The sequence below is a fragment of the Vibrio sp. 10N.222.55.A1 genome (assembly GCF_041473835.1).
Taxonomy (GTDB): Bacteria; Pseudomonadota; Gammaproteobacteria; order Enterobacterales; family Vibrionaceae; genus Vibrio; species Vibrio crassostreae_C.
Genome location: NZ_JBFRSX010000076.1, coordinates 1 through 18,347, shown reverse-complemented (window position 1 = coordinate 18,347; position 18,347 = coordinate 1). Strand labels below are relative to the sequence as shown.

General features: G+C 34.9%; 18 protein-coding genes. All 18 read left to right on the top strand.

Annotation, left to right across the window (positions count from 1 at the left end; translation table 11 throughout):
- Positions 1 to 139 precede the first annotated feature (139 nt).
- The 18 genes from AB4493_RS19770 to AB4493_RS19685 all read left to right on the top strand — a co-directional run bounded on the left by AB4493_RS19770 (position 140) and on the right by AB4493_RS19685 (position 18,156).
- Complete coding sequence (locus AB4493_RS19770; protein WP_372155668.1) at positions 140 to 1,159, top strand: glycosyltransferase; 1,020 nt, start codon at positions 140 to 142, stop codon at positions 1,157 to 1,159.
- A complete protein-coding gene (locus AB4493_RS19765; RefSeq protein WP_372155667.1) occupies positions 1,134 to 2,033 on the top strand; it encodes an NAD-dependent epimerase/dehydratase family protein in 900 nt (299 codons plus the stop codon). Before AB4493_RS19770 ends, AB4493_RS19765 begins: the two co-directional genes overlap by 26 nt.
- A complete protein-coding gene (locus AB4493_RS19760) occupies positions 1,990 to 2,403 on the top strand; it encodes a GtrA family protein (protein ID WP_372155666.1) in 414 nt (137 codons plus the stop codon). Before AB4493_RS19765 ends, AB4493_RS19760 begins: the two co-directional genes overlap by 44 nt.
- Before the next feature lie 8 nt (positions 2,404 to 2,411).
- Positions 2,412 to 2,972, top strand: a complete 561-nt coding sequence (gene rfbC, locus AB4493_RS19755; RefSeq protein ID WP_372155664.1) for a dTDP-4-dehydrorhamnose 3,5-epimerase — start codon at positions 2,412 to 2,414, stop codon at positions 2,970 to 2,972.
- A gap of 51 nt (positions 2,973 to 3,023) precedes the next feature.
- Entirely contained in the window at positions 3,024 to 3,830 is an 807-nt protein-coding gene (locus AB4493_RS19750; protein WP_372155663.1) for an ABC transporter permease, read from the top strand.
- 9 nt (positions 3,831 to 3,839) lie between these two features.
- Positions 3,840 to 5,171: an ABC transporter ATP-binding protein gene (locus AB4493_RS19745; protein ID WP_372155661.1), complete on the top strand. Its 1,332-nt coding sequence runs from the start codon at positions 3,840 to 3,842 to the stop codon at positions 5,169 to 5,171.
- Positions 5,172 to 5,202: 31 nt separating this feature from the next.
- Positions 5,203 to 5,841, top strand: coding sequence for a sulfotransferase (locus tag AB4493_RS19740; protein ID WP_372155660.1), 639 nt, complete (start codon positions 5,203 to 5,205; stop codon positions 5,839 to 5,841).
- Positions 5,838 to 6,947, top strand: a complete 1,110-nt coding sequence (locus AB4493_RS19735; RefSeq protein WP_372155659.1) for a DegT/DnrJ/EryC1/StrS family aminotransferase — start codon at positions 5,838 to 5,840, stop codon at positions 6,945 to 6,947. The genes AB4493_RS19740 and AB4493_RS19735 overlap by 4 nt, the downstream gene beginning before the upstream one ends.
- The gene (locus AB4493_RS19730) at positions 6,944 to 7,615 is read left to right on the top strand and encodes a WbqC family protein (RefSeq protein WP_372155658.1); all 672 of its coding nucleotides are present in this window, start codon (positions 6,944 to 6,946) and stop codon (positions 7,613 to 7,615) included. The genes AB4493_RS19735 and AB4493_RS19730 overlap by 4 nt, the downstream gene beginning before the upstream one ends.
- Before the next feature lie 21 nt (positions 7,616 to 7,636).
- Positions 7,637 to 8,827, top strand: a complete 1,191-nt coding sequence (locus tag AB4493_RS19725; RefSeq protein ID WP_372155657.1) for a glycosyltransferase — start codon at positions 7,637 to 7,639, stop codon at positions 8,825 to 8,827.
- Positions 8,828 to 8,897: 70 nt separating this feature from the next.
- On the top strand, positions 8,898 to 9,527 hold the full coding sequence (locus AB4493_RS19720; protein ID WP_372155655.1) for a class I SAM-dependent methyltransferase: 630 nt from the start codon (positions 8,898 to 8,900) through the stop codon (positions 9,525 to 9,527).
- An 8-nt stretch (positions 9,528 to 9,535) separates the two neighbouring features.
- Complete coding sequence (locus AB4493_RS19715) at positions 9,536 to 10,195, top strand: acetyltransferase (RefSeq protein WP_372155654.1); 660 nt, start codon at positions 9,536 to 9,538, stop codon at positions 10,193 to 10,195.
- Positions 10,182 to 11,141, top strand: a complete 960-nt coding sequence (locus tag AB4493_RS19710) for a hypothetical protein (RefSeq protein WP_372155653.1) — start codon at positions 10,182 to 10,184, stop codon at positions 11,139 to 11,141. Before AB4493_RS19715 ends, AB4493_RS19710 begins: the two co-directional genes overlap by 14 nt.
- Positions 11,142 to 11,205: 64 nt before the next feature.
- Positions 11,206 to 12,504 carry a DUF563 domain-containing protein gene (locus tag AB4493_RS19705; RefSeq protein WP_372155651.1) on the top strand — a complete coding sequence of 433 codons (1,299 nt, stop codon included), beginning with the start codon at positions 11,206 to 11,208 and terminating at the stop codon, positions 12,502 to 12,504.
- A complete protein-coding gene (locus tag AB4493_RS19700) occupies positions 12,497 to 12,895 on the top strand; it encodes an FdtA/QdtA family cupin domain-containing protein (RefSeq protein WP_372155650.1) in 399 nt (132 codons plus the stop codon). Before AB4493_RS19705 ends, AB4493_RS19700 begins: the two co-directional genes overlap by 8 nt.
- 1 nt (position 12,896) lies before the next feature.
- On the top strand, positions 12,897 to 13,427 hold the full coding sequence (locus AB4493_RS19695; RefSeq protein WP_372155649.1) for a GNAT family N-acetyltransferase: 531 nt from the start codon (positions 12,897 to 12,899) through the stop codon (positions 13,425 to 13,427).
- Positions 13,424 to 14,521 carry a DegT/DnrJ/EryC1/StrS family aminotransferase gene (locus AB4493_RS19690; RefSeq protein WP_372155648.1) on the top strand — a complete coding sequence of 366 codons (1,098 nt, stop codon included), beginning with the start codon at positions 13,424 to 13,426 and terminating at the stop codon, positions 14,519 to 14,521. The genes AB4493_RS19695 and AB4493_RS19690 overlap by 4 nt, the downstream gene beginning before the upstream one ends.
- A gap of 2 nt (positions 14,522 to 14,523) precedes the next feature.
- Complete coding sequence (locus AB4493_RS19685; RefSeq protein ID WP_372155647.1) at positions 14,524 to 18,156, top strand: glycosyltransferase; 3,633 nt, start codon at positions 14,524 to 14,526, stop codon at positions 18,154 to 18,156.
- Positions 18,157 to 18,347 lie beyond the last annotated feature (191 nt).

Genomic DNA, 18,347 nt, shown 5'->3' with positions numbered 1-18,347 from the left:
ATTATATATATTTGATTATTTCTTATTATTTGAGAATATCTCTAGTTGTATTAATTCATATGTAAGTATGGTTAATAACTATATGACTCGAAGCGAAATAACTGGTCTTGACATTAAAATATACGAGAATGATTGATATATGAAAGTAACTGTTTCTATTGTTGTCCCGGTATATGCTGGAAAAGAATATCTCGAAAATCTAGCTTCAAGAGTTTCAAGAGTAAAGGATGAGTGGGAAAAGAACGCTTTTCCTATCGAAATTCAAGAGCTCATTTTTGTCGATGATGATTCAAAAGATGGCTCTAAAGAGGTGCTTAAAAAGCTATCTTCACTGAGTTGGGTTCATATTGTCACGCTATCAAAAAATTACGGACAACATCCGGCAACTGTAGCTGGAATATCTCACTCTTCGGGCGATTGGATCGTGACTATGGATGAGGATCTACAGCATCAACCTGAAGAAATACTAAACATGCTAGAAGTCTGTGTTAAACAGGAAGCCGACATATTATACGTCAACTCTGATACGCCGGTTCACCAGTCTTACTTTCGAGATCTAAGTTCTAAATACTATAAAAAGATAATTCAAAAACTGACTGGAAACCCACATATTTCGAGTTTTAACAGCTTTAGGTTGATTAGAGGTTCCATTGCAAGAAGCGCAGCTGCGGTCGTTGGTCATGAAAGCTACTTAGATGTAGTACTTTCTTGGTTTTCAGATAAAGTTGCGATCCATAAAACGTCATTGGAAGACAAACGTTATATTGAAACTGGCAAGTCAGGGTATAGCCTTCGGAAGTTGCTGTCTCACGCAAGACGTATGCTCATGACGTCAGATGCAAAGCTATTGCGTGGAGCTTCATACTTAGGTTTTATAGTCTTTAATTTATGTATAATGCTATCGGTATACTTATCACTTAAAAAATGGCTTGTTCCTGAAAGCATAACTATAGTTGGATGGGCATCTCAAGTTGTTTTGCTCCTGATGACAATATCGGTAGTCCTTATCATATTAGGTGTAATTTCTGAATATCTATCTACTTTGGTTCAAGAGTCGAATGGGAAACCACCTTATTCAACGGTTAATAGAGAAAAAGACTTATTGATAAAATACTTTTTAGAGGGTGAGGGCATTGTATCTTCTAAGAAAGGAAAATAACCGCTCTATTATCGTTGTTGGTTTGGGCTTAATTGGGCAATCTATTGTTAATGAACTTATTCGTAAGGGCTATAGAATAGATAGGAAACAGAGAGTTAACTGGAAAGAGTCCGTAGACCATATTGTCATAGATATTTTGAATTTCATTAATGAAGCTATTCATGAAAACGTATCTATAATATGGTGTGCTGGTAAGTGTGGCTTTAATAGTGAGGACAGCGAGACCAATATAGAAGACGCTTTCTTTTTAAAGATCATACGAGCTATTTATAATTTGTTAGAAACTAAAGGTGAAATTTTATCATTTTATCTTATTAGTTCAATCGGAGGCTTATTTGAAGGGCAGGTTTCTATTCATGATAAGATGAAGCCCTGCCCTCAAAGAGCATATGGAAGATTAAAGCTCTCACAAGAAAAGACTTTGTTGAAAAGTAGTTTTAGACTTCGCCCTTTCATATTTAGGTTGAGCTCTGTATACGGTTCTATAAACACCAATAATAGAATGGGGCTTGTCCAAGTTCTTATCAAAAATGGTATAGAGAATAAAATAACAAAAATTTATGGAAATGCCGATACGTTGAGAGACTATACGTCTGTAGATGATATTTCAAAGTTTATATGTGGTGTGGTTATAACTTCTTATGATGATGGAAGTAATATCTACCACTTAGCAAATGGAAAAGCCTCATCGATAGGTGAAATAAAAAGCTTAGTTGAAAGGAAAATACGTAAGAGATTATTGTTATCATATGAGAAAAACGCGACTAATAATTTGAATATAGTGTGCTGCACTAATACCTACGGTGGTATTTGGTCCCCATCGTTCATGAATGAGAATATTAGAAAGTTATATGAACAAGCAATTAATAAATAGAGTTATTGGGAACCGGTTGATCAAGTTTTTGACTGTTGGCGCGGTGAATACCATAGTCTCATATGTGACTTTCATGATGCTAATAGAGTTTGTCAATTATAATGTTTCCTATTCAGTATCATACTGTATAGGTATCGTTACATCGTATATATTAAATGGGTCATGGACATTTAATAAATCGCTATCAATCAGAGGATTGATCACCTACCCAGTTGTGTATTTAGCTCAATTTTTTAGTGGTTGGGTTATTTTAAAGGTTGCGGTTGAGGTCTATAAGTTTACTGAGAGCGAAGCTTATATCGCTTCTATGCTTGTATCTATACCCGTTGGTTTTTTAGCTTCTAAACTATATTTTAAAGATAGAAATTGAATAATATTATGAAAATAATTAATACTAGTATTCCAGATGTGAAAATTATAGAGCCAAGTGTGTTTGGTGATGAACGTGGTTTCTTTATGGAAACCTGGAATCAAAAGCAATTTGAAGAGCTCGTAACAGGTAAACCAACGCAGTTTGTTCAAGATAACCATTCCAAATCAAAAAAAGGTATCTTACGCGGCCTGCATTACCAAACCGAAAACACTCAAGGCAAGTTAGTTCGCGTGGTTTCTGGTGAAGTGTTTGATGTTGCCGTCGATATTCGACAAGGTTCGCCAACCTTTGGTCAATGGGTTGGCGAGTATTTATCTTCAGAAAATAAGCGTCAACTTTGGATCCCTGAGGGGTTTGCACATGGGTTCTATGTGACTAGCGATGAAGCTGAGTTTGTTTATAAATGCACAGATTACTATAACCCGAACGCTGAGCATTGTTTGATCTGGAACGAACAAACTGTAAATATTGATTGGCCGATTACTGATTGCGTTACTCTATCTGAAAAGGATAGGAAGGGTCAAACACTCCATGAGCTATTATCTGTAGTTGATTTTTCGAAGTAAACTGGATTTATGGACTCAACACACTGTTAGATGCAATTGCAAGGTAGTAAAATGTACAAATTACCCTTTAAATTTATTCAGGACATTTATGGTAGCCGCGAATTATTAATTTCGATGGCAAAACGTGATATCCAGAATCGATATCTTGGCTCTTTGTTTGGTGGTATTTGGGCTTTCGTTCAGCCACTTGTTACGATTACGATAATATGGTTTGTTTTTCAAGTTGGTTTTAAAGCGCAGCCGACATCTAACGGGGTTCCATTCACCCTTTGGTTAGTATCTGCAATGATCCCATGGTTTTTTATTGCGGAGATGTTGTCAAATGCAACTAACTCAATTATCGAACAAGCTAGTATTGTAAAGAAGATAGTATTTAAAGTTAGCTTGCTTCCAATAGTAAAAATAATATCAGCATTAATAATTCATTTATTCTTCATTCTTATACTTTTTTTTATAGCAACTATATATGGCTATTATCCAAGTATTAATTGGTTGCAAATACCATATTACGTGTTTTGCTCACTATTACTGATGCTAGGTGTTTCATGGATTACATCTTCTATCGTAATTTTCTTTAGAGATATAGGTCAACTTATTGCAGTAACTATACAGTTAGGCTTTTGGGGCACTCCTATTTTTTGGGATATCGCTATGATACCACAAGAGTATCAATGGGTGCTCAAGCTAAATCCTGTATTTTATATCACTGAAGGTTATAGGAATACGCTAACAACCGAGTTATGGTTTTGGGAATCGATGAGTTGGACCGCTTATTTTTGGTTGGTGACTTTGATTACTTTACTACTTGGGACTGTTTGTTTTAAAAGATTAAAACCGCACTTTGCGGATGTGTTATAAAAGGTTTAAATGATGAACGAACTTGCCATAAGTTGTAGAAATTTAACTAAAACTTATCCAATGTACCACAACCCTAAGGATCGTTTTAAAGAAGCTCTTCACCCATTCAGAAAAATCTATCACGAGGACTTTTATGCCCTAAGAGATGTAAGTTTTGATATAAGACGAGGTGAAACTGTTGGAATAATTGGACAAAATGGTGCAGGCAAGTCAACGCTTCTTAAGATAATTACCGGAGTTTTGACCCCAACATCAGGTACTTCCGAAGTTAATGGGGTTGTTTCGTCGATTCTAGAGTTAGGCACTGGATTTAATAATGAGTTAACAGGAATAGAAAACATATACGTTAACAGCTCTTTGATGGGAGTGTCTAAAGAAAACGTTGACAAAAAACTAGATCAGATTATTTCATTTGCAGATATCGGTGATCATATCAATCAGCCTGTACGTGGTTATTCTTCAGGTATGTTTGCGAGATTAGCATTCTCTATAGCTATCAGTATCGAGCCCGACATACTTATTGTGGATGAGGCATTAGCCGTTGGTGACATGAACTTTCAAGCTAAATGTATGACAGCGATGAAGCGAATTCAAGAGAATGGCACCACAGTTCTTTTCGTAAGTCATGATATTAGCAGTGTGAAGAGTTTGTGTGAGAGGGCAATTTACATCAAAAATGGAGTTCTTCATGCTGAAGGTCACGCTGGAGAAATCGCTGAATTATATATGAGAGAGATGCGTGAGGAACAAAGCGATAGTATTTCTAAAGACCTTGCTGTGATTGATCAGCCCGAACTGAATTCTAATATATTACCAAGTACTGATGCAAAAGAGACAAGAGATTTAAAGAGTTTAAAAGTGTTTAAGGACCGCGTTGCAGAATTTCGATATGGTTCAGGCGGCGCAAACATAACTTTAGTTGAACTTTTAGACAAGAATGGCGAGTTAGTGGATGAGGCTGATTTCAATGAAGAAGTTAGACTAAGAATACATATTGAAAGTGATATAGAAGACAATGTGAGTGTTAATTTTCAGGTCTTTGATGATAAGAAAATCAACATTATATCAGGAGGTTGCCTTCTTTCTGAGGGGGAGTTAATTGATATAAAGAAAGGAAGTCGTCATATTGTAGATTATGACTTTAGAGTTCCATTACAATATAACCATTACTCAATCCAAGCCACAATTACGTCAACACTAGTGGAAAATGTGTCCTATAATTTTATAGATGCAATACCTAATGCCTACTTGTTTAAAGTTAAAGTTAGGCCAGAAATAACATTATGGTCCAAGGTTCATGTTTTTCCTAAATTGACGGTAAAAGAGATTGACCAAAATTAGAGGCTACTTGAATTTTAAAGTGGATATATAAATGAGTGCAATTAACAGTAATACAAAGTATTTTTGTATAGGGTTCAATAAAACAGGTACAACTTCATTAGAAAATGCCTTTCGGTTATTTGGTTTTACTTTAGGGGACCAAGCTACAGCAGAAATGCTAATATTTGATTGGAACAATAATCAATTTGAAAAAATACTCAGATTTTGTGAAATGGCTGATGCTTTTCAAGATATTCCTTTTTCTCTGCCTGGAACATATAAAAAAATCTTTGAACAATACCCGAATGCCAAGTTTATTTTGACGTTGAGAGATTCAGCAGAGCAGTGGTATGACTCTCTTACTCGATTTCATACCAAAGTCTTTTCAACTGATGAGACTACCTTGCCCTCTAAGCATGATCTAGATAAATCTATGTATCGCTATAAGGGATATAGTTTGGATGCAATGAAAATTATGTATGATTATCCAAGCGTACCGCTTTATGATAAAAAGCATTACATAGATTTATATGAAAAGCACGAGAAAGACGTAAAGGAATTCTTTAAAGATAAGCCTGAACAATTATTGGTTTTAAATGTTGCGGAGACAAAATCCTATCAAAAGCTTGCAGCTTTTGTTGGGGTTCGTGTTGAGAGCGATGACTCTTTTCCTTGGGAGAATAAGACATGACAATTAAAGTAACACAGCCCTCATTTCCGCCTCTTAGTGAATTTAACCAAATGTTAGAGGATATCTGGGATAGAAAATGGCTTACTAATGGCGGGCACTATCACCAAGAATTAGAAAGAGCCTTAGCTAATCATCTTGGCGTCAAGTATGTTTCTTTGTTTTGTAATGGTACTATTGCTTTATTGACTGGTCTCAAAGCTTTAGGCATAACTGGAGAGGTTATTACCACTCCTTTTACGTTTGTAGCAACTTCTCATGCAATTGAATGGAATGGTTGTACCCCTGTGTTTTGTGATATAGATCCTGATAGCTATAATTTGGATCCCTCTAAGATAGAGTGCTTAATCTCTGAAAAAACACAAGCTATAATGCCTGTTCATGTTTATGGAAACCCATGTGATGTAAAAGCTCTAAAATCTATTGCTGATAAATATAATTTGAAAGTTTTTTATGATGCAGCTCATTCCTTTGGCGTTGAAGTTGATGGTGAGTCTATTTTGAATTTCGGTGACTTATCAATGATGAGTTTTCATGCTACAAAGGTATTCAATACGATTGAAGGTGGAGCTCTAATAACAAACTGTCCTGATATGAAGAAAAAGATCGACTTTTTGAAAAACTTTGGCTTTGCTGGAGAAGAATCAGTGGTTGATATCGGGATTAATGGGAAAATGAATGAAGTACAGGCTGCTTTTGGCTTAGCTCAGTTAAAGTATGTTGAGGAGCAAATCACTTATTGCAAGAGCATTTCTGATTTTTACCGTAAAAAGCTATCTGACGTGCCTGGTATCGAAATTCTGAAGGAATCTGATAAGGTAAAATATAATTACTCATACTTTCCAATAGTAGTTAATGAACACGAATTTGGCATTGATCGTGATATGCTTTATGAAATATTAAAAGATAACAATATCTTATCAAGAAAATACTTTTATCCGCTAGTATCTGATTTTGATGTTTATAAAAATAATCGAGAGATTTTTAGACAAGGCAGTCTTAGTGTTGCAAAGAATATAAGTGCTAGAGTTCTATGCCTCCCAATATACTCTGACCTTTCTATAAATGAGGCGAGTAATGTAATTGATGTTATTAGGGCTTCTCGATGAAAGTAGCAATAATGCAACCCTACTTTTTCCCATACTTCGGTTATTTTGAGTTAATTAAGTCAGTCGACAAATTTGTAATTTATGATGATGTCAACTATATAAAAAAAGGATGGATTAATAGGAATCGTATATTAATATCCGGAGAGCCTAAAATGTTTACAATGCCTCTGGTTAACGCTAGCCAGAATAGACGTATAAATGAAATATTGCTCTCTCCTCAAATATCATTATGGAAGACCAAGTTTCTTAAAACAATAGAGTTAAATTATAAACGAGCCCCTCATTTTGATGAAACTTACGCTTTGGTAAGTAAAATTATTGATTATAAAGCAGAGAGTTTATCCGAATTTATAACCAATAGCATAGTTAATGTTGCTAAACACTTAGATATTAATTCAGAATTCGTTATAAGCTCGTCTAGCTACAATAACTCCCAGTTAAAAGGGCAAGATAGAATTATCGATATATGTAAAAAAGAATGTGCTAGTGTATATATAAATGCCGTTGGAGGGAGAGAGCTCTATACACGAGATGTATTCTTAAATAATAATGTTGAATTAAGATTCATGGAGAATAAATCTTTGGGTTATGAGCAATTTTCTAATGAGTTCGTCAGTAATCTTTCTATCATAGATGTTCTTATGTTCAATGGAAAGACGTACCTGTAATAATTTATTCATGGAGTTATAATGAGTGATTCTCCTTTAGTAATCGTATGGATGTGTACTTATAACCATGCAGATTATATTGAACAAGCTGTTGAATCAGTCATGAGTCAAAAGACAACATTTACATTTAAACTGATTCTTTTAGATGATTGTTCGAGTGATGGTACGAGAGAGAAGTGTTATGATCTTCGACGCAGGCATGGCTCTGAATTGGAGTTGATTCTTCCTGAAAAAAATACAAGGGGAAAATCTGTTATTGATGAGCTTTATCCTAGATGCCTTAATAGTGGTGCTAAGTATATTGCTCTTTGTGAAGGTGATGATTATTGGACTGATGTAAATAAGCTACAAAAACAGTTCGAAATTTTGGAAAAACTACCTGACTACTCCGGTTGTTCACACAATACTAAAGTTATTAAAAAACAGAGTAAAGGCGAATACGAATATATTGTTAATCAAAGCATAAAGAACACTTTTACGATTGATGATTTTACAAAGGGATTAGCATATTTTCATACATCATCGATGTTATATCGAATAAGTATGATGAAAAAAATAGATTTTGACTTCTTTAGGAAAAATCCTGGCGACTGGCTCTTGTTAACATTGATGTCGGAGCTTGGTCCGATTCGCTATATTGATGAATCTATGTCATCGTATAGGATTCACATAAATGGCGAATGGAGTCGGTTAAGTAAGTTATCTCAATTAAAGAAAAACTTAGAAGCAATCGTTAGATATAATCGTGGCTTTGGAAATAGATATGAACAAAACTATATGCCATTATACATTAGATCGTCCTTATCTGAATACAATAATTATAAGCAAGAAATTATTGAAAGTTTAAATAATTTTGAACACAACGAGCTTTTTAAGTTAGTTGAGTATTTCTATGAACATAATCTATCTAGTGAGAAAAGGATTGCTCACGATACTGAAGTAATACAGAGCTTGCAGTTGTCAATTGGCTATCAACAAGATGAAATTAACCTTTTAAAAAGCACAATAAAAGACAAGGAAGATTTCATAGAGGCCATGCAAAAAGAAACAGAAGTGAAAAATTCTGAAATTAAAGTTATAAATGAGCAAGTTATTGAAATGAAATCTATAAACAATCAATTGCTTGAACGTTTAGATCGACCTAATTTTTTAAATAAACTGTCAAGGCTTTTTGTAAAGCTATATAAGCGTTGCCTTGCTATTTTTTCCTGATCTTTTAAGTCAAATTTATTACCTTAGCGATTGAAAACAGTTTTGCTAAGGTCAAATCATAGGGCTAATTATGAAAAATCAACATCTTACGATAATGAAACATTACGAAAAATGTTTAGATTTATATGGTGACACTCATTTAGGTGTCGATTGGCCAAATAAAGAAGACGCGAAGTTACGATATTCAGTTATGAAAGATTTAATTGTACAAGAAGATCTTAACTCTCGTATTTCTTTATTAGATTTTGGCTGTGGGGCTTCTCATTTTTTTGAATACTTGAAAGATATTGAGCTTAATAATGTAGATTATTCGGGCCTTGATATATCAAGGAAGTTTGTAACCTTGTCTAAGGATAAGTTTCCAGGAAACAACTACTATTGTGTTGATATATTAAGAAATGATACCGACTTACCACAGTTTGACTACGCGATTCTAAATGGAGTTTTTACTGAAAAATGTGATCTCTCATTCGAAGAAATGTTTTCTTTTTTCCAAGCCGTACTGACTCGTGTTTTTAAAAAGGTAAATACAGGTATGGCGTTCAATGTAATGTCAAAAAATGTAGATTGGGAGAGAGATGATTTATTTCACCTTTCTCTGGACTTGCTCACGGAGTTTTTGTCAAAAAATATCTCTAGGAAATACATCATACGTAATGACTATGGCTTATATGAATATACAGTCTACGTCTATAAATAGGGGGAGTGATGAAGCCAATTGTTTTATTCGGGGTTGAAGACTTTGCCGAACTTGCGTATTACTATTTGACTACGGATTCACCATACAAAGTAGTTGCTTTTACAGTCCATGAAAAGTATATGAAGTGTGAACGATTTAATAATCTTCCTGTTACACCTTTTGAGGAGTTGGAAAAAAAATACCCTCCAGAAAAGTATGATTTGTTTGCGCCAATGATGGCGAAGAGAATGAACACTTTAAGAGAAAAAGTATACTTAGAAGGTAAAGAAAAAGGATATGACTTCATTTCGTATGTCAGTTCAAAAGCTACTGTTTTTAACAGTGTTATTGGAGACAATTGTTTTATATTGGAGAATAATACGATTCAACCATTTACTGAAATTGGAAATAATGTAGTGCTGTGGAGTGGAAACCATATTGGGCACCACGGTATAGTTAAAGACCATGCTTTTTTTACTTCACATGTCGTAATGTCAGGACACTGTGTAATTGGCGAGAATTGCTTTCTAGGTGTTAATTCGACTATAAGAGATGGTTCCAATCTAGCCAAAGGTACACTCTTATCAATGTCTTCGAGTCTAACTTTAAAAGAAACAGAAGAATGGGGAGTGTATATCGGTCATCCTGCAAAGAAAAAAGGGACTCGTTTTAGCTATGACGTATTCTAATCCTCATAAATGGGAAAAGATGGGGCTGATATATAAACCCGATAATACTATTCCTTGGAGCGTTACTCATGCTCAAGCTCCAGTTGCTGAGTATATTGAAGACAAGAATATTATACGTGTATATTTTGCTACTAGAAATATTGATGGTTTAAGTCTACCAACATTTGTCGATCTTAATGCGGATAACCCTTTAGAGATTCTTCATATTAATGAAAGCCCTCTACTAGACCTTGGAAGCTTAGGTACATTTGATGATAGAGGGGTAATGCCGTCATGGGTTGTTAATCGAGGTGATGAACGATGGTTATATTATATCGGGTGGAATGTTAGGGATAATATTTCCTACCACAACAGTGTAGGTTTAGCTATCGCCTCTTCTTCCGATGATACATTTGTTAGGTTCTCCGAAGGACCGTTGTGGGATAGAGATTGGAAAGAACCTTATTTTTCTGCATCTACTTGCGTTTTATTTGATGATGGCGTTTGGAAAAATTGGTATTTATCCTGTACTGGTTGGAAGGTTGTCAATGGTAAATCGGAACCTCGTTATCATATCAAATATGCTGAGTCTGAAGATGGGATCAATTGGGTCAGAGAAGGAAAAGTCGCCATAGACTATAAAAATGAGGAAGAGGCAGGTATCGTAAAAGCTTCTGTAGTCAAAGAAAATGGAAGATATCTCATGTGGTTTTCATACCGTAATTTCACAAACTATAGAACTGATCCAAAAGCTAGCTATCGTATTGGATATGCCGAGTCGAAGGATGGAATTGTTTGGAATAGAAATGACGACCTTTCAGGAATTGATATTAGCGCTTCGGGCTGGGATTCTGAAATGATAGCATACCCTCATGTAATAAAAGTAAAAGAAAGTTATCTTATGTTTTATAACGGAAATGGTTTTGGTCGATCAGGCTTTGGGTATGCTCGTTTGTTGAAACGATAATTATGCGCGATGTTGAATTGAACGCTTTGGATTAATAGTTTGTAAAATTACCAATGGATCTTATATGTTATTGAGAAGTATATATTATTTGTTCCCTAGATTTATTCGTCACCAATATGTTGACAGTATAATATTCTATCGTCATATTTTTTTTAAAGTAATAAGTTTCTTTAAATCTAAAGAAAACAAACCTGAAGATAATTGCCTTGATGTACGGCTTGTTGAGGGTTTAGAGTTATTGGGGGGGGACTGTGAAATTATCAGACATGTGTCGGAACGTTATGCAAGTGTACAGGGACCACTCTTGTATGTAGATAATCAGGAATGTAAACGTTCATCGCTTGAAGGTAGACTACCTGATACAAAAGTTGTGCGTTTAAGCGGAGTTCAGGTTATTGGTTCTACAGATGCTGTAATTTCCGGAATAAATATGTACCATCATGAATTAAGCCTAATGGAAAATATTCATGATTTAAAGCGGCCAGATATTTTCTTGAAATATGAAGAAAAGGAAGGTTTCGATTTTCAGATTTCGTTTATTCGTGAAAAGTTAACTCTAGATGGATTGGTAGTAAGTTTATTAAAAGAACATTCGAATAATTATTATCACTGGGTTACAGAGGTTATACCAAAGCTAGTTAATATGATGGAGTATATTGGATCTAAAGATGAAAAAATAACCATTTTAGTTGAAGAGGGAACCCCTCAACAAAGTCTTTCCCTTATCGAACTTCTCTTGACTGAGTTAAAAAATACTGAATATCATCTCTGTCACGTAAAAAAGGGTCAGTTAGTTTATTGCGAAAGTTTAATCTATTGTACTCCTTTATGGACTTCTCTTGATAATACTCGGTCTTTGCCTAATCCGAAAAAGGAGTTTTTTGTTTCTTCTGATTGTTTGAAAAAAGTTAAAGATAAATTGTCAAAAAACACACTATCGAACAATTATATTTTGAAAAACAAAAAAATATACTTGCAAAGAGAAAACACCAAACTAAGGAAGCTCAGTAATGTTCTAGATTTAGAGAGGTTACTGTATAAGAAAGGATTCGACTTTGTTGATCCTGGTTCTCTTGATTTTGTTGATCAGTATAGTTTATTTTCACAAGCTGAAGTTATAGTCGGTGCTTCTGGTGCTGCCTTTACCAATTTATTATTCATGAAACCAGGTAGTACAGCTATATCGCTATACCCATCGGCACAAAGCACTAACTATTATGTATTTCAGCCCTTAGCAGATGTTTCAAATGTTCATTTGATTCACTTCCTTACTACTCCTGATGATAACTCAAGCTGTGTTCACGGCGATGCGAAAGTTAATGTCACAGAACTAGAAAAACTATTGGAAAAACTAGATGATTAAAATGTTAGAGTTCAGCGTCCTTGGTGATCAAAGAGGCTCACTGATATCCCTAGAAGAGCAACGCAATATCCCGTTTGATATAAAACGAGTTTATTATATCTATGATACAAAGAATGAAATTTCTAGAGGTTTTCATGCTCACAAAAACTTAGAGCAGGTAGCGATTTGTGTGAAGGGTAGCTGTAGAATTGTCCTCGATGATGGTAGGTTGAGAAAGAGCATCGTACTCGATAACCCAAGTAAAGGGTTGTATATCGACAATAGTAAATGGAGAGAAATGCACGATTTTTCTCATGATTGTGTTTTGTTAGTACTCGCGAGTAATGTTTACGATGAGTCAGATTATATTAGAGATTACGATGATTTCCTATGTTATGTAAAAGGTAATTAATATGCGTGGTAAAACTATATATATAAAATTGGCTACTTTAGATGATGCCGAGTTCATACTCTCTTTAAGGAATAATTCTCAATTGAACAAGCACTTATCTAGAACAAGTGCTGATATCAGTTCTCAAAAGCAATGGCTGTCAGACTATAAAAAACGAGAAGATGCGAAGAAAGAATACTATTTTATTATAAATCGACTTGATGGTGTTCCAATTGGTACAGTCAGGCTGTACGATTTTCTCAATGAACGTAATTCATTTTGCTGGGGAAGTTGGATACTAAATAGTGATAAAACACGTACTTCAGCAATCGAAAGTGCGTTACTAGTTTATGAATTTGCTTTTAAACATTTAGACTTTGAAAACTGTCATTTTGACGTACGAAAAGATAACAAATCAGTAATTCGATTCCACGAAAAATTCGGCGCTAAAATAGTATCAGAATCTGAGTTTGATTATTATTTCGAATATTCAAAGCCTTGTTACAACACCTTTTTCAATGAAAACAAAAAATTTATCGAGTACCAATCATGATCCCATTTTTAGACTTAAAGACACTTAACGAAAGATATAAAGACGAGATTAAAGCTTCCTTTGACAGGGTTGTTGATTCTGGTTGGTATATTATGGGAAATGAGTTAGAACAGTTTGAAAAAGAGTTCTCAACGTACTGTCAAACCAAATATTGTATCGGTGTTGGCAATGGCTTAGATGCTTTAACGCTTACTTTAAAATCTTGGAAAATTATGGGGTTGATTAACGAAGGTGATGAAGTTATTGTCCCTTCTAACACTTTTATAGCATCGGTGCTTGCTATTTCCGAGTGTAACTTGACTCCTGTATTAGTTGATGCAGATCCAAATAACTTTAACATCGATGTTTCCAAAATCGCTCAAAAAATCACATCAAAGACCAAAGTTATACTACCGGTACATCTGTACGGTCAATTAGCTCCAATGAAAGAAATTTGTAAGCTAGCTGAAGACTATGACCTGTTGGTACTAGAGGATTGTGCACAAGCACATGGAGCTATGATTGATGGGAAAAAAGCGGGATCTTGGGGCCATGCTGGTGCCTTCAGTTTCTATCCAGGGAAAAACTTAGGTGCTCTAGGTGATGCCGGTGCAATTACAACAAGTGACGAGAAGCTAAAGGAAATAGTTTCTGCATTAAGAAGCTATGGCTCCCACATAAAGTATGAGCATATTTACAAAGGTGTGAACAGCAGGTTAGATGAAATACAAGCAGCTATTTTAAGAGTTAAGCTTAAGTACATTGATGAAGATATTGAAAATCGTCAAAGGGTTGCACGTTATTACATTGATAATATTAACAATGATTTAGTAACACTCCCTGAATGGAAATATGAAGAAAGCCATGTTTTTCATTTATTTGTTATCAAGACATCTGAACGAGAAAAATTGAGTGAGTACTTGTTAGAAAATGGTGTTCAAACTCAAAAACACTACCCTAAATTTGTCAACGAACAGGTGGCGTACGCTGAAATAGAACACAAAAATGAAGTTAGAGCTATTTGTGATGATATTTTAAGCCTACCGATAAGCCCTATTTTGACTGAATCAGAACAAAAACATATAGTGAACTTGATCAATAGCTGGTCTAATTAATTATGAATGAATCGAGCCTTCCTCTAATTTCAATATGCATGGTTACTTATAATCATGAAAATTACATTTCAGATTCTATTGAAAGTTGTTTATCTCAAAGTTATAAAAACTTTGAGCTAATTATTGTCGATAATAACTCTACAGATGGTACGGTTGAAGTAGTAAAAAAGTATAAATCTGAAAGCGATAAAATTAAATTAATCGCCCTTGATAATAATACCTTTCCTTCTCATGCATCTAACTTAGCAATTAGAAATGCCAAGGGAACTTATATTACTTTACTTTCAGGTGATGACTTTTATTACGATAGCAAACTAGCAATGCAATTGAAGTTGATGCTTGAGAGTGGGGCTCGTTTTTCTTTCTCTTGGGTGGACACTATTGATGATGAGAAAAATGTCTGCGATCATGAATTATCCCGTATATTTAATAAGGAATTTAGTAGTTTAGAGATAAAAAAGCATTTCATTGATTGTGGAAATATGTTGTGTGCGACTTCAGGTATGTTCCATAAAGACATTTTTGAAGAGTATGGTTATTTCGATGAAAGGCTACTTCAACTTCAAGACTACGATCTGTGGTTAAGGTTGTCTTCTACTGAAGATATTACATTACTTAGCCATAAACTGTCTGCGTATCGGGTGAGAGGAGACGGTCAGAATTTGAGTTTGGCTACCAATGACTCAAAGTTTTTCCGAAGTGAGTATGAACAGTTTCGTGTTGAACGTCGCTTTTTGGATTTCGATCTAGAACTTTTGTCATACGTTGTGCATTCTGAATGCTCTGAGTCTTCTAAATATCATAAGTTATATGACTATCTAATTGGTGTCGGTAAATTTGCATCGGCTAAAGCAATACTCGATGAGTTATATACTCGCATTGGTTCCGACATAAACTTTCCTTCTGAAAAATACCAAAATTTTTTTGATTTATACTCAAAATCAGACTTCTTCAGAAGTAAAGTTTTAGATGAAGTAAGTACTTTGACTAATGAAAATAACTCATTAAGTGATAAGGTTGAATCGTTAGAAGAGCAAATCGACTCTCTTGATAGCGCTGTTAACCGTTTAAGTTCCATTGAGAGTTCTAACACTTGGAGAGCTGTGCAGCCAATTATAGCCGTACTTTCAAAAGTCAAGAGAGTGAAGGAACTCGCCCTCTATCTACCTCGAATTATCCGTCAGAAAGGTCTGAGAAATACCTTAAATTATGCTTTTCAAGTCTTTAAATCAGGCGGTTTACGCACTCTAGTACGCACAGCTTTGAGTAATTCAGCGAGAGGACATGTCCATAGTTTTATTGAGAGGGACTTTATCAACAAACCTTCAGTATTAGCTCATGGCGTTTGTCTAAACTCAGTCACAATCATCGCGGAGTTAAGTATACAACAGTGTACTAAATACAGAGTTACACAGAAAAAAGAAATGCTGGAGCTATTGGGCTTTAAGTGTGAAGTGGTCTCTTGGACTGATTACTATAAGTCGAGGATGAGTATATCCCACTCATCAGTAGTTATTTTTTATCGGGTTCCAAGCACTGATACTGTATTGGCTTTGATTGATGAGTGTAAACGCCTCAATGTAAGAACTTTTTGGGAAGTTGATGATCTTATCTTTAACGAAACTATACTCGCAGAGAGTAAAACTATTAGTGATCTTTCGAGCGAAGTGAGAGCTCAAGTATTGGAAGGTGCTAATTCTTATAAGCGTGCACTTCTTGCGTGTGATATGGCAATTGCTTCGACCTCTGGCTTAGCTGATTCAATGAAGGCGGAAGGCGTCGAAAATGTTTTCGTACTTGAAAATTGCCTAGACTCAGAGACTCTTCAACTCGTTAATGAGATATTAAAAAATTCGGACAATGAACAGAAAGTAGACAATAAAATTCGAATTGTGTATGGGTCAGGGACATCAACTCATAATATTGATTTCGAAGAAGCCGCTTTGTCTATTGCGAAAGTACTGAGAGAAAACTCTCAAGTTATTTTTAGAATTATTGGCTTATTGGAGCTACCATCTTGTTTTGACGGTCTTGATGCTCAAGTAGAACGTTTTGAACTTTGTACTTACTCCGAGTATTTGCGTCTACTATCTGAGTGCGATATCAGTATTGCACCCTTAGAGAAATATATTTTTAATGAAGCTAAAAGTAATATTAAATATATTGAAGCATCTATAGTAAAACTCCCGTCTGTATCATCTCCTTTGAGTGCCTTTGTCGATGTAATAAACGATGGCATAAATGGTTATATAGCTAGTGATCAGGTTGAGTGGTTTGACAAGCTTACAAAACTCGTTAGTTGTGAGCAAACACGACAAGATATGGCAATCAAAGCAAATACTACTGTTTTGGCTCGCTATAATACAGAGTCGATTGCAAACTCCCAGTTAATGCCAATTGTAAGAGATTATAGTTGCACTAAGAGCAAACCAAGAATAGTTGTATTCAACGTTTTTTACTCTCCAAGGTCCTTTGGTGGTGCTACGATCGTCACAGAGCAGATAAATAAGCTTTTACAAAGACATAAAGGCTATGAAGTGTATGTGGTTACGACTCTTCCTGTCGATGATGCTCTACGCTCTTATGAACCTATTCGTTATGAAGTAGACGGTGTAACTGTATTTGGTGTGCCTGTACCAAATGAGGATATGGAGCTTTACAACAATAAATCAATTGTAGATCCAGTAGCTAAAATATTAGAAGTTGTTAAGCCTGATCTAGCCCATATGCATTGCTTACAAGGGCTGGGAGTCGGTGTTATTCAAAGCTGTATTGATAATGATATAAACTACATTATCACTGTTCATGATGCTTGGTGGCTATGTTATAAGCAGTTTATGATCGATTCAAAAGGCGAGTTCTGTGGTCAAAATAAAATTGATTTAAGCAAATGTAAGAATTGTACCGAGAATAAAAAAGTGCCTTCGCTTCGGGATTCTGAACTCAGACACTACCTCAAGAATGCATGTGAAGTCTTAGCTCCGAGTAGATATACTGCTGAGCTTCATGATGTAAATAATATGCACACTAAGCCTTTAACCGTTAATAAAAATGGCATTCTTATGCCGGAAGCATCAATAGTTAAAAAATTTAACGGTCGTATAACTTTTGGTTATGTTGGGGGTAATACTCCGATTAAAGGTAGTGACTTAGTAATAAAAGCTTTTTCTAATATTAATAATCCTAACGTTTTTTTAAGAATCGTAGATAATATGATAAACTTAGGGCATAAATCTTATCCGGATCATATTTTATCGGACGTAAATAATTGTACTATCGTTCCTGGGTATAACCAAAATAATATTGATGATTTTTTTGGTTCTATCGATGTATTGTTATTCCCTTCCAGGTGTAAAGAAAGCTTTGGTTTAACCGTCAGGGAAGCTATTGCTAGAAATGTTTGGGTTATTACTACTGACTCCGGTGGTGTTACTGAGTGTATTATTGAAGGTGAAAATGGGAATGTTATTCCATTCTCTTCTGATTCAGAGGAATTGGAGAGTGCAATAAATAATGTTATCACCCAGTATGAAAAAATGAAGCTTGGAGATGATATTGATGTACCGAAAGATTCAATAGCGTATTTTTTCGATCAAGTAGATAATCTTGATAAAATATATAAATCACACCTTTAGGAATAACTGATTAGGTCGGGTTGGATTATACTTCCAGCCCATTCCTTAGTTGGAAATCTGTCTTTAATTTTATTTTTCTCGGTTGTTAGTAGTTTAGCTATAATCAGTTTTTATAAAATAAGATAATGATAAGTTTATGATTGAAAATAAAAAAGAAGTTTCTGCGATAATTATTACGTTCAATCCCGTCC

What these genes read in the sequence shown, in the direction of transcription:
- AB4493_RS19770 (WP_372155668.1), top strand. Translation starts at nt 140, where the DNA reads ATGAAAGTAACTGTTTCTATTGTTGTCCCGGTATATGCTGGAAAAGAA.
- AB4493_RS19720 (WP_372155655.1), top strand. Translation starts at nt 8,898, where the DNA reads ATGAAAAATCAACATCTTACGATAATGAAACATTACGAAAAATGTTTA.
- AB4493_RS19735 (WP_372155659.1), top strand. Translation starts at nt 5,838, where the DNA reads ATGACAATTAAAGTAACACAGCCCTCATTTCCGCCTCTTAGTGAATTT.
- AB4493_RS19700 (WP_372155650.1), top strand. Translation starts at nt 12,497, where the DNA reads ATGATTAAAATGTTAGAGTTCAGCGTCCTTGGTGATCAAAGAGGCTCA.
- rfbC (WP_372155664.1), top strand. Translation starts at nt 2,412, where the DNA reads ATGAAAATAATTAATACTAGTATTCCAGATGTGAAAATTATAGAGCCA.
- AB4493_RS19690 (WP_372155648.1), top strand. Translation starts at nt 13,424, where the DNA reads ATGATCCCATTTTTAGACTTAAAGACACTTAACGAAAGATATAAAGAC.
- AB4493_RS19745 (WP_372155661.1), top strand. Translation starts at nt 3,840, where the DNA reads ATGATGAACGAACTTGCCATAAGTTGTAGAAATTTAACTAAAACTTAT.
- AB4493_RS19730 (WP_372155658.1), top strand. Translation starts at nt 6,944, where the DNA reads ATGAAAGTAGCAATAATGCAACCCTACTTTTTCCCATACTTCGGTTAT.
- AB4493_RS19705 (WP_372155651.1), top strand. Translation starts at nt 11,206, where the DNA reads ATGTTATTGAGAAGTATATATTATTTGTTCCCTAGATTTATTCGTCAC.
- AB4493_RS19710 (WP_372155653.1), top strand. Translation starts at nt 10,182, where the DNA reads ATGACGTATTCTAATCCTCATAAATGGGAAAAGATGGGGCTGATATAT.
- AB4493_RS19685 (WP_372155647.1), top strand. Translation starts at nt 14,524, where the DNA reads ATGAATGAATCGAGCCTTCCTCTAATTTCAATATGCATGGTTACTTAT.
- AB4493_RS19750 (WP_372155663.1), top strand. Translation starts at nt 3,024, where the DNA reads ATGTACAAATTACCCTTTAAATTTATTCAGGACATTTATGGTAGCCGC.
- AB4493_RS19715 (WP_372155654.1), top strand. Translation starts at nt 9,536, where the DNA reads ATGAAGCCAATTGTTTTATTCGGGGTTGAAGACTTTGCCGAACTTGCG.
- AB4493_RS19740 (WP_372155660.1), top strand. Translation starts at nt 5,203, where the DNA reads ATGAGTGCAATTAACAGTAATACAAAGTATTTTTGTATAGGGTTCAAT.
- AB4493_RS19725 (WP_372155657.1), top strand. Translation starts at nt 7,637, where the DNA reads ATGAGTGATTCTCCTTTAGTAATCGTATGGATGTGTACTTATAACCAT.
- AB4493_RS19695 (WP_372155649.1), top strand. Translation starts at nt 12,897, where the DNA reads ATGCGTGGTAAAACTATATATATAAAATTGGCTACTTTAGATGATGCC.
- AB4493_RS19760 (WP_372155666.1), top strand. Translation starts at nt 1,990, where the DNA reads ATGAGAATATTAGAAAGTTATATGAACAAGCAATTAATAAATAGAGTT.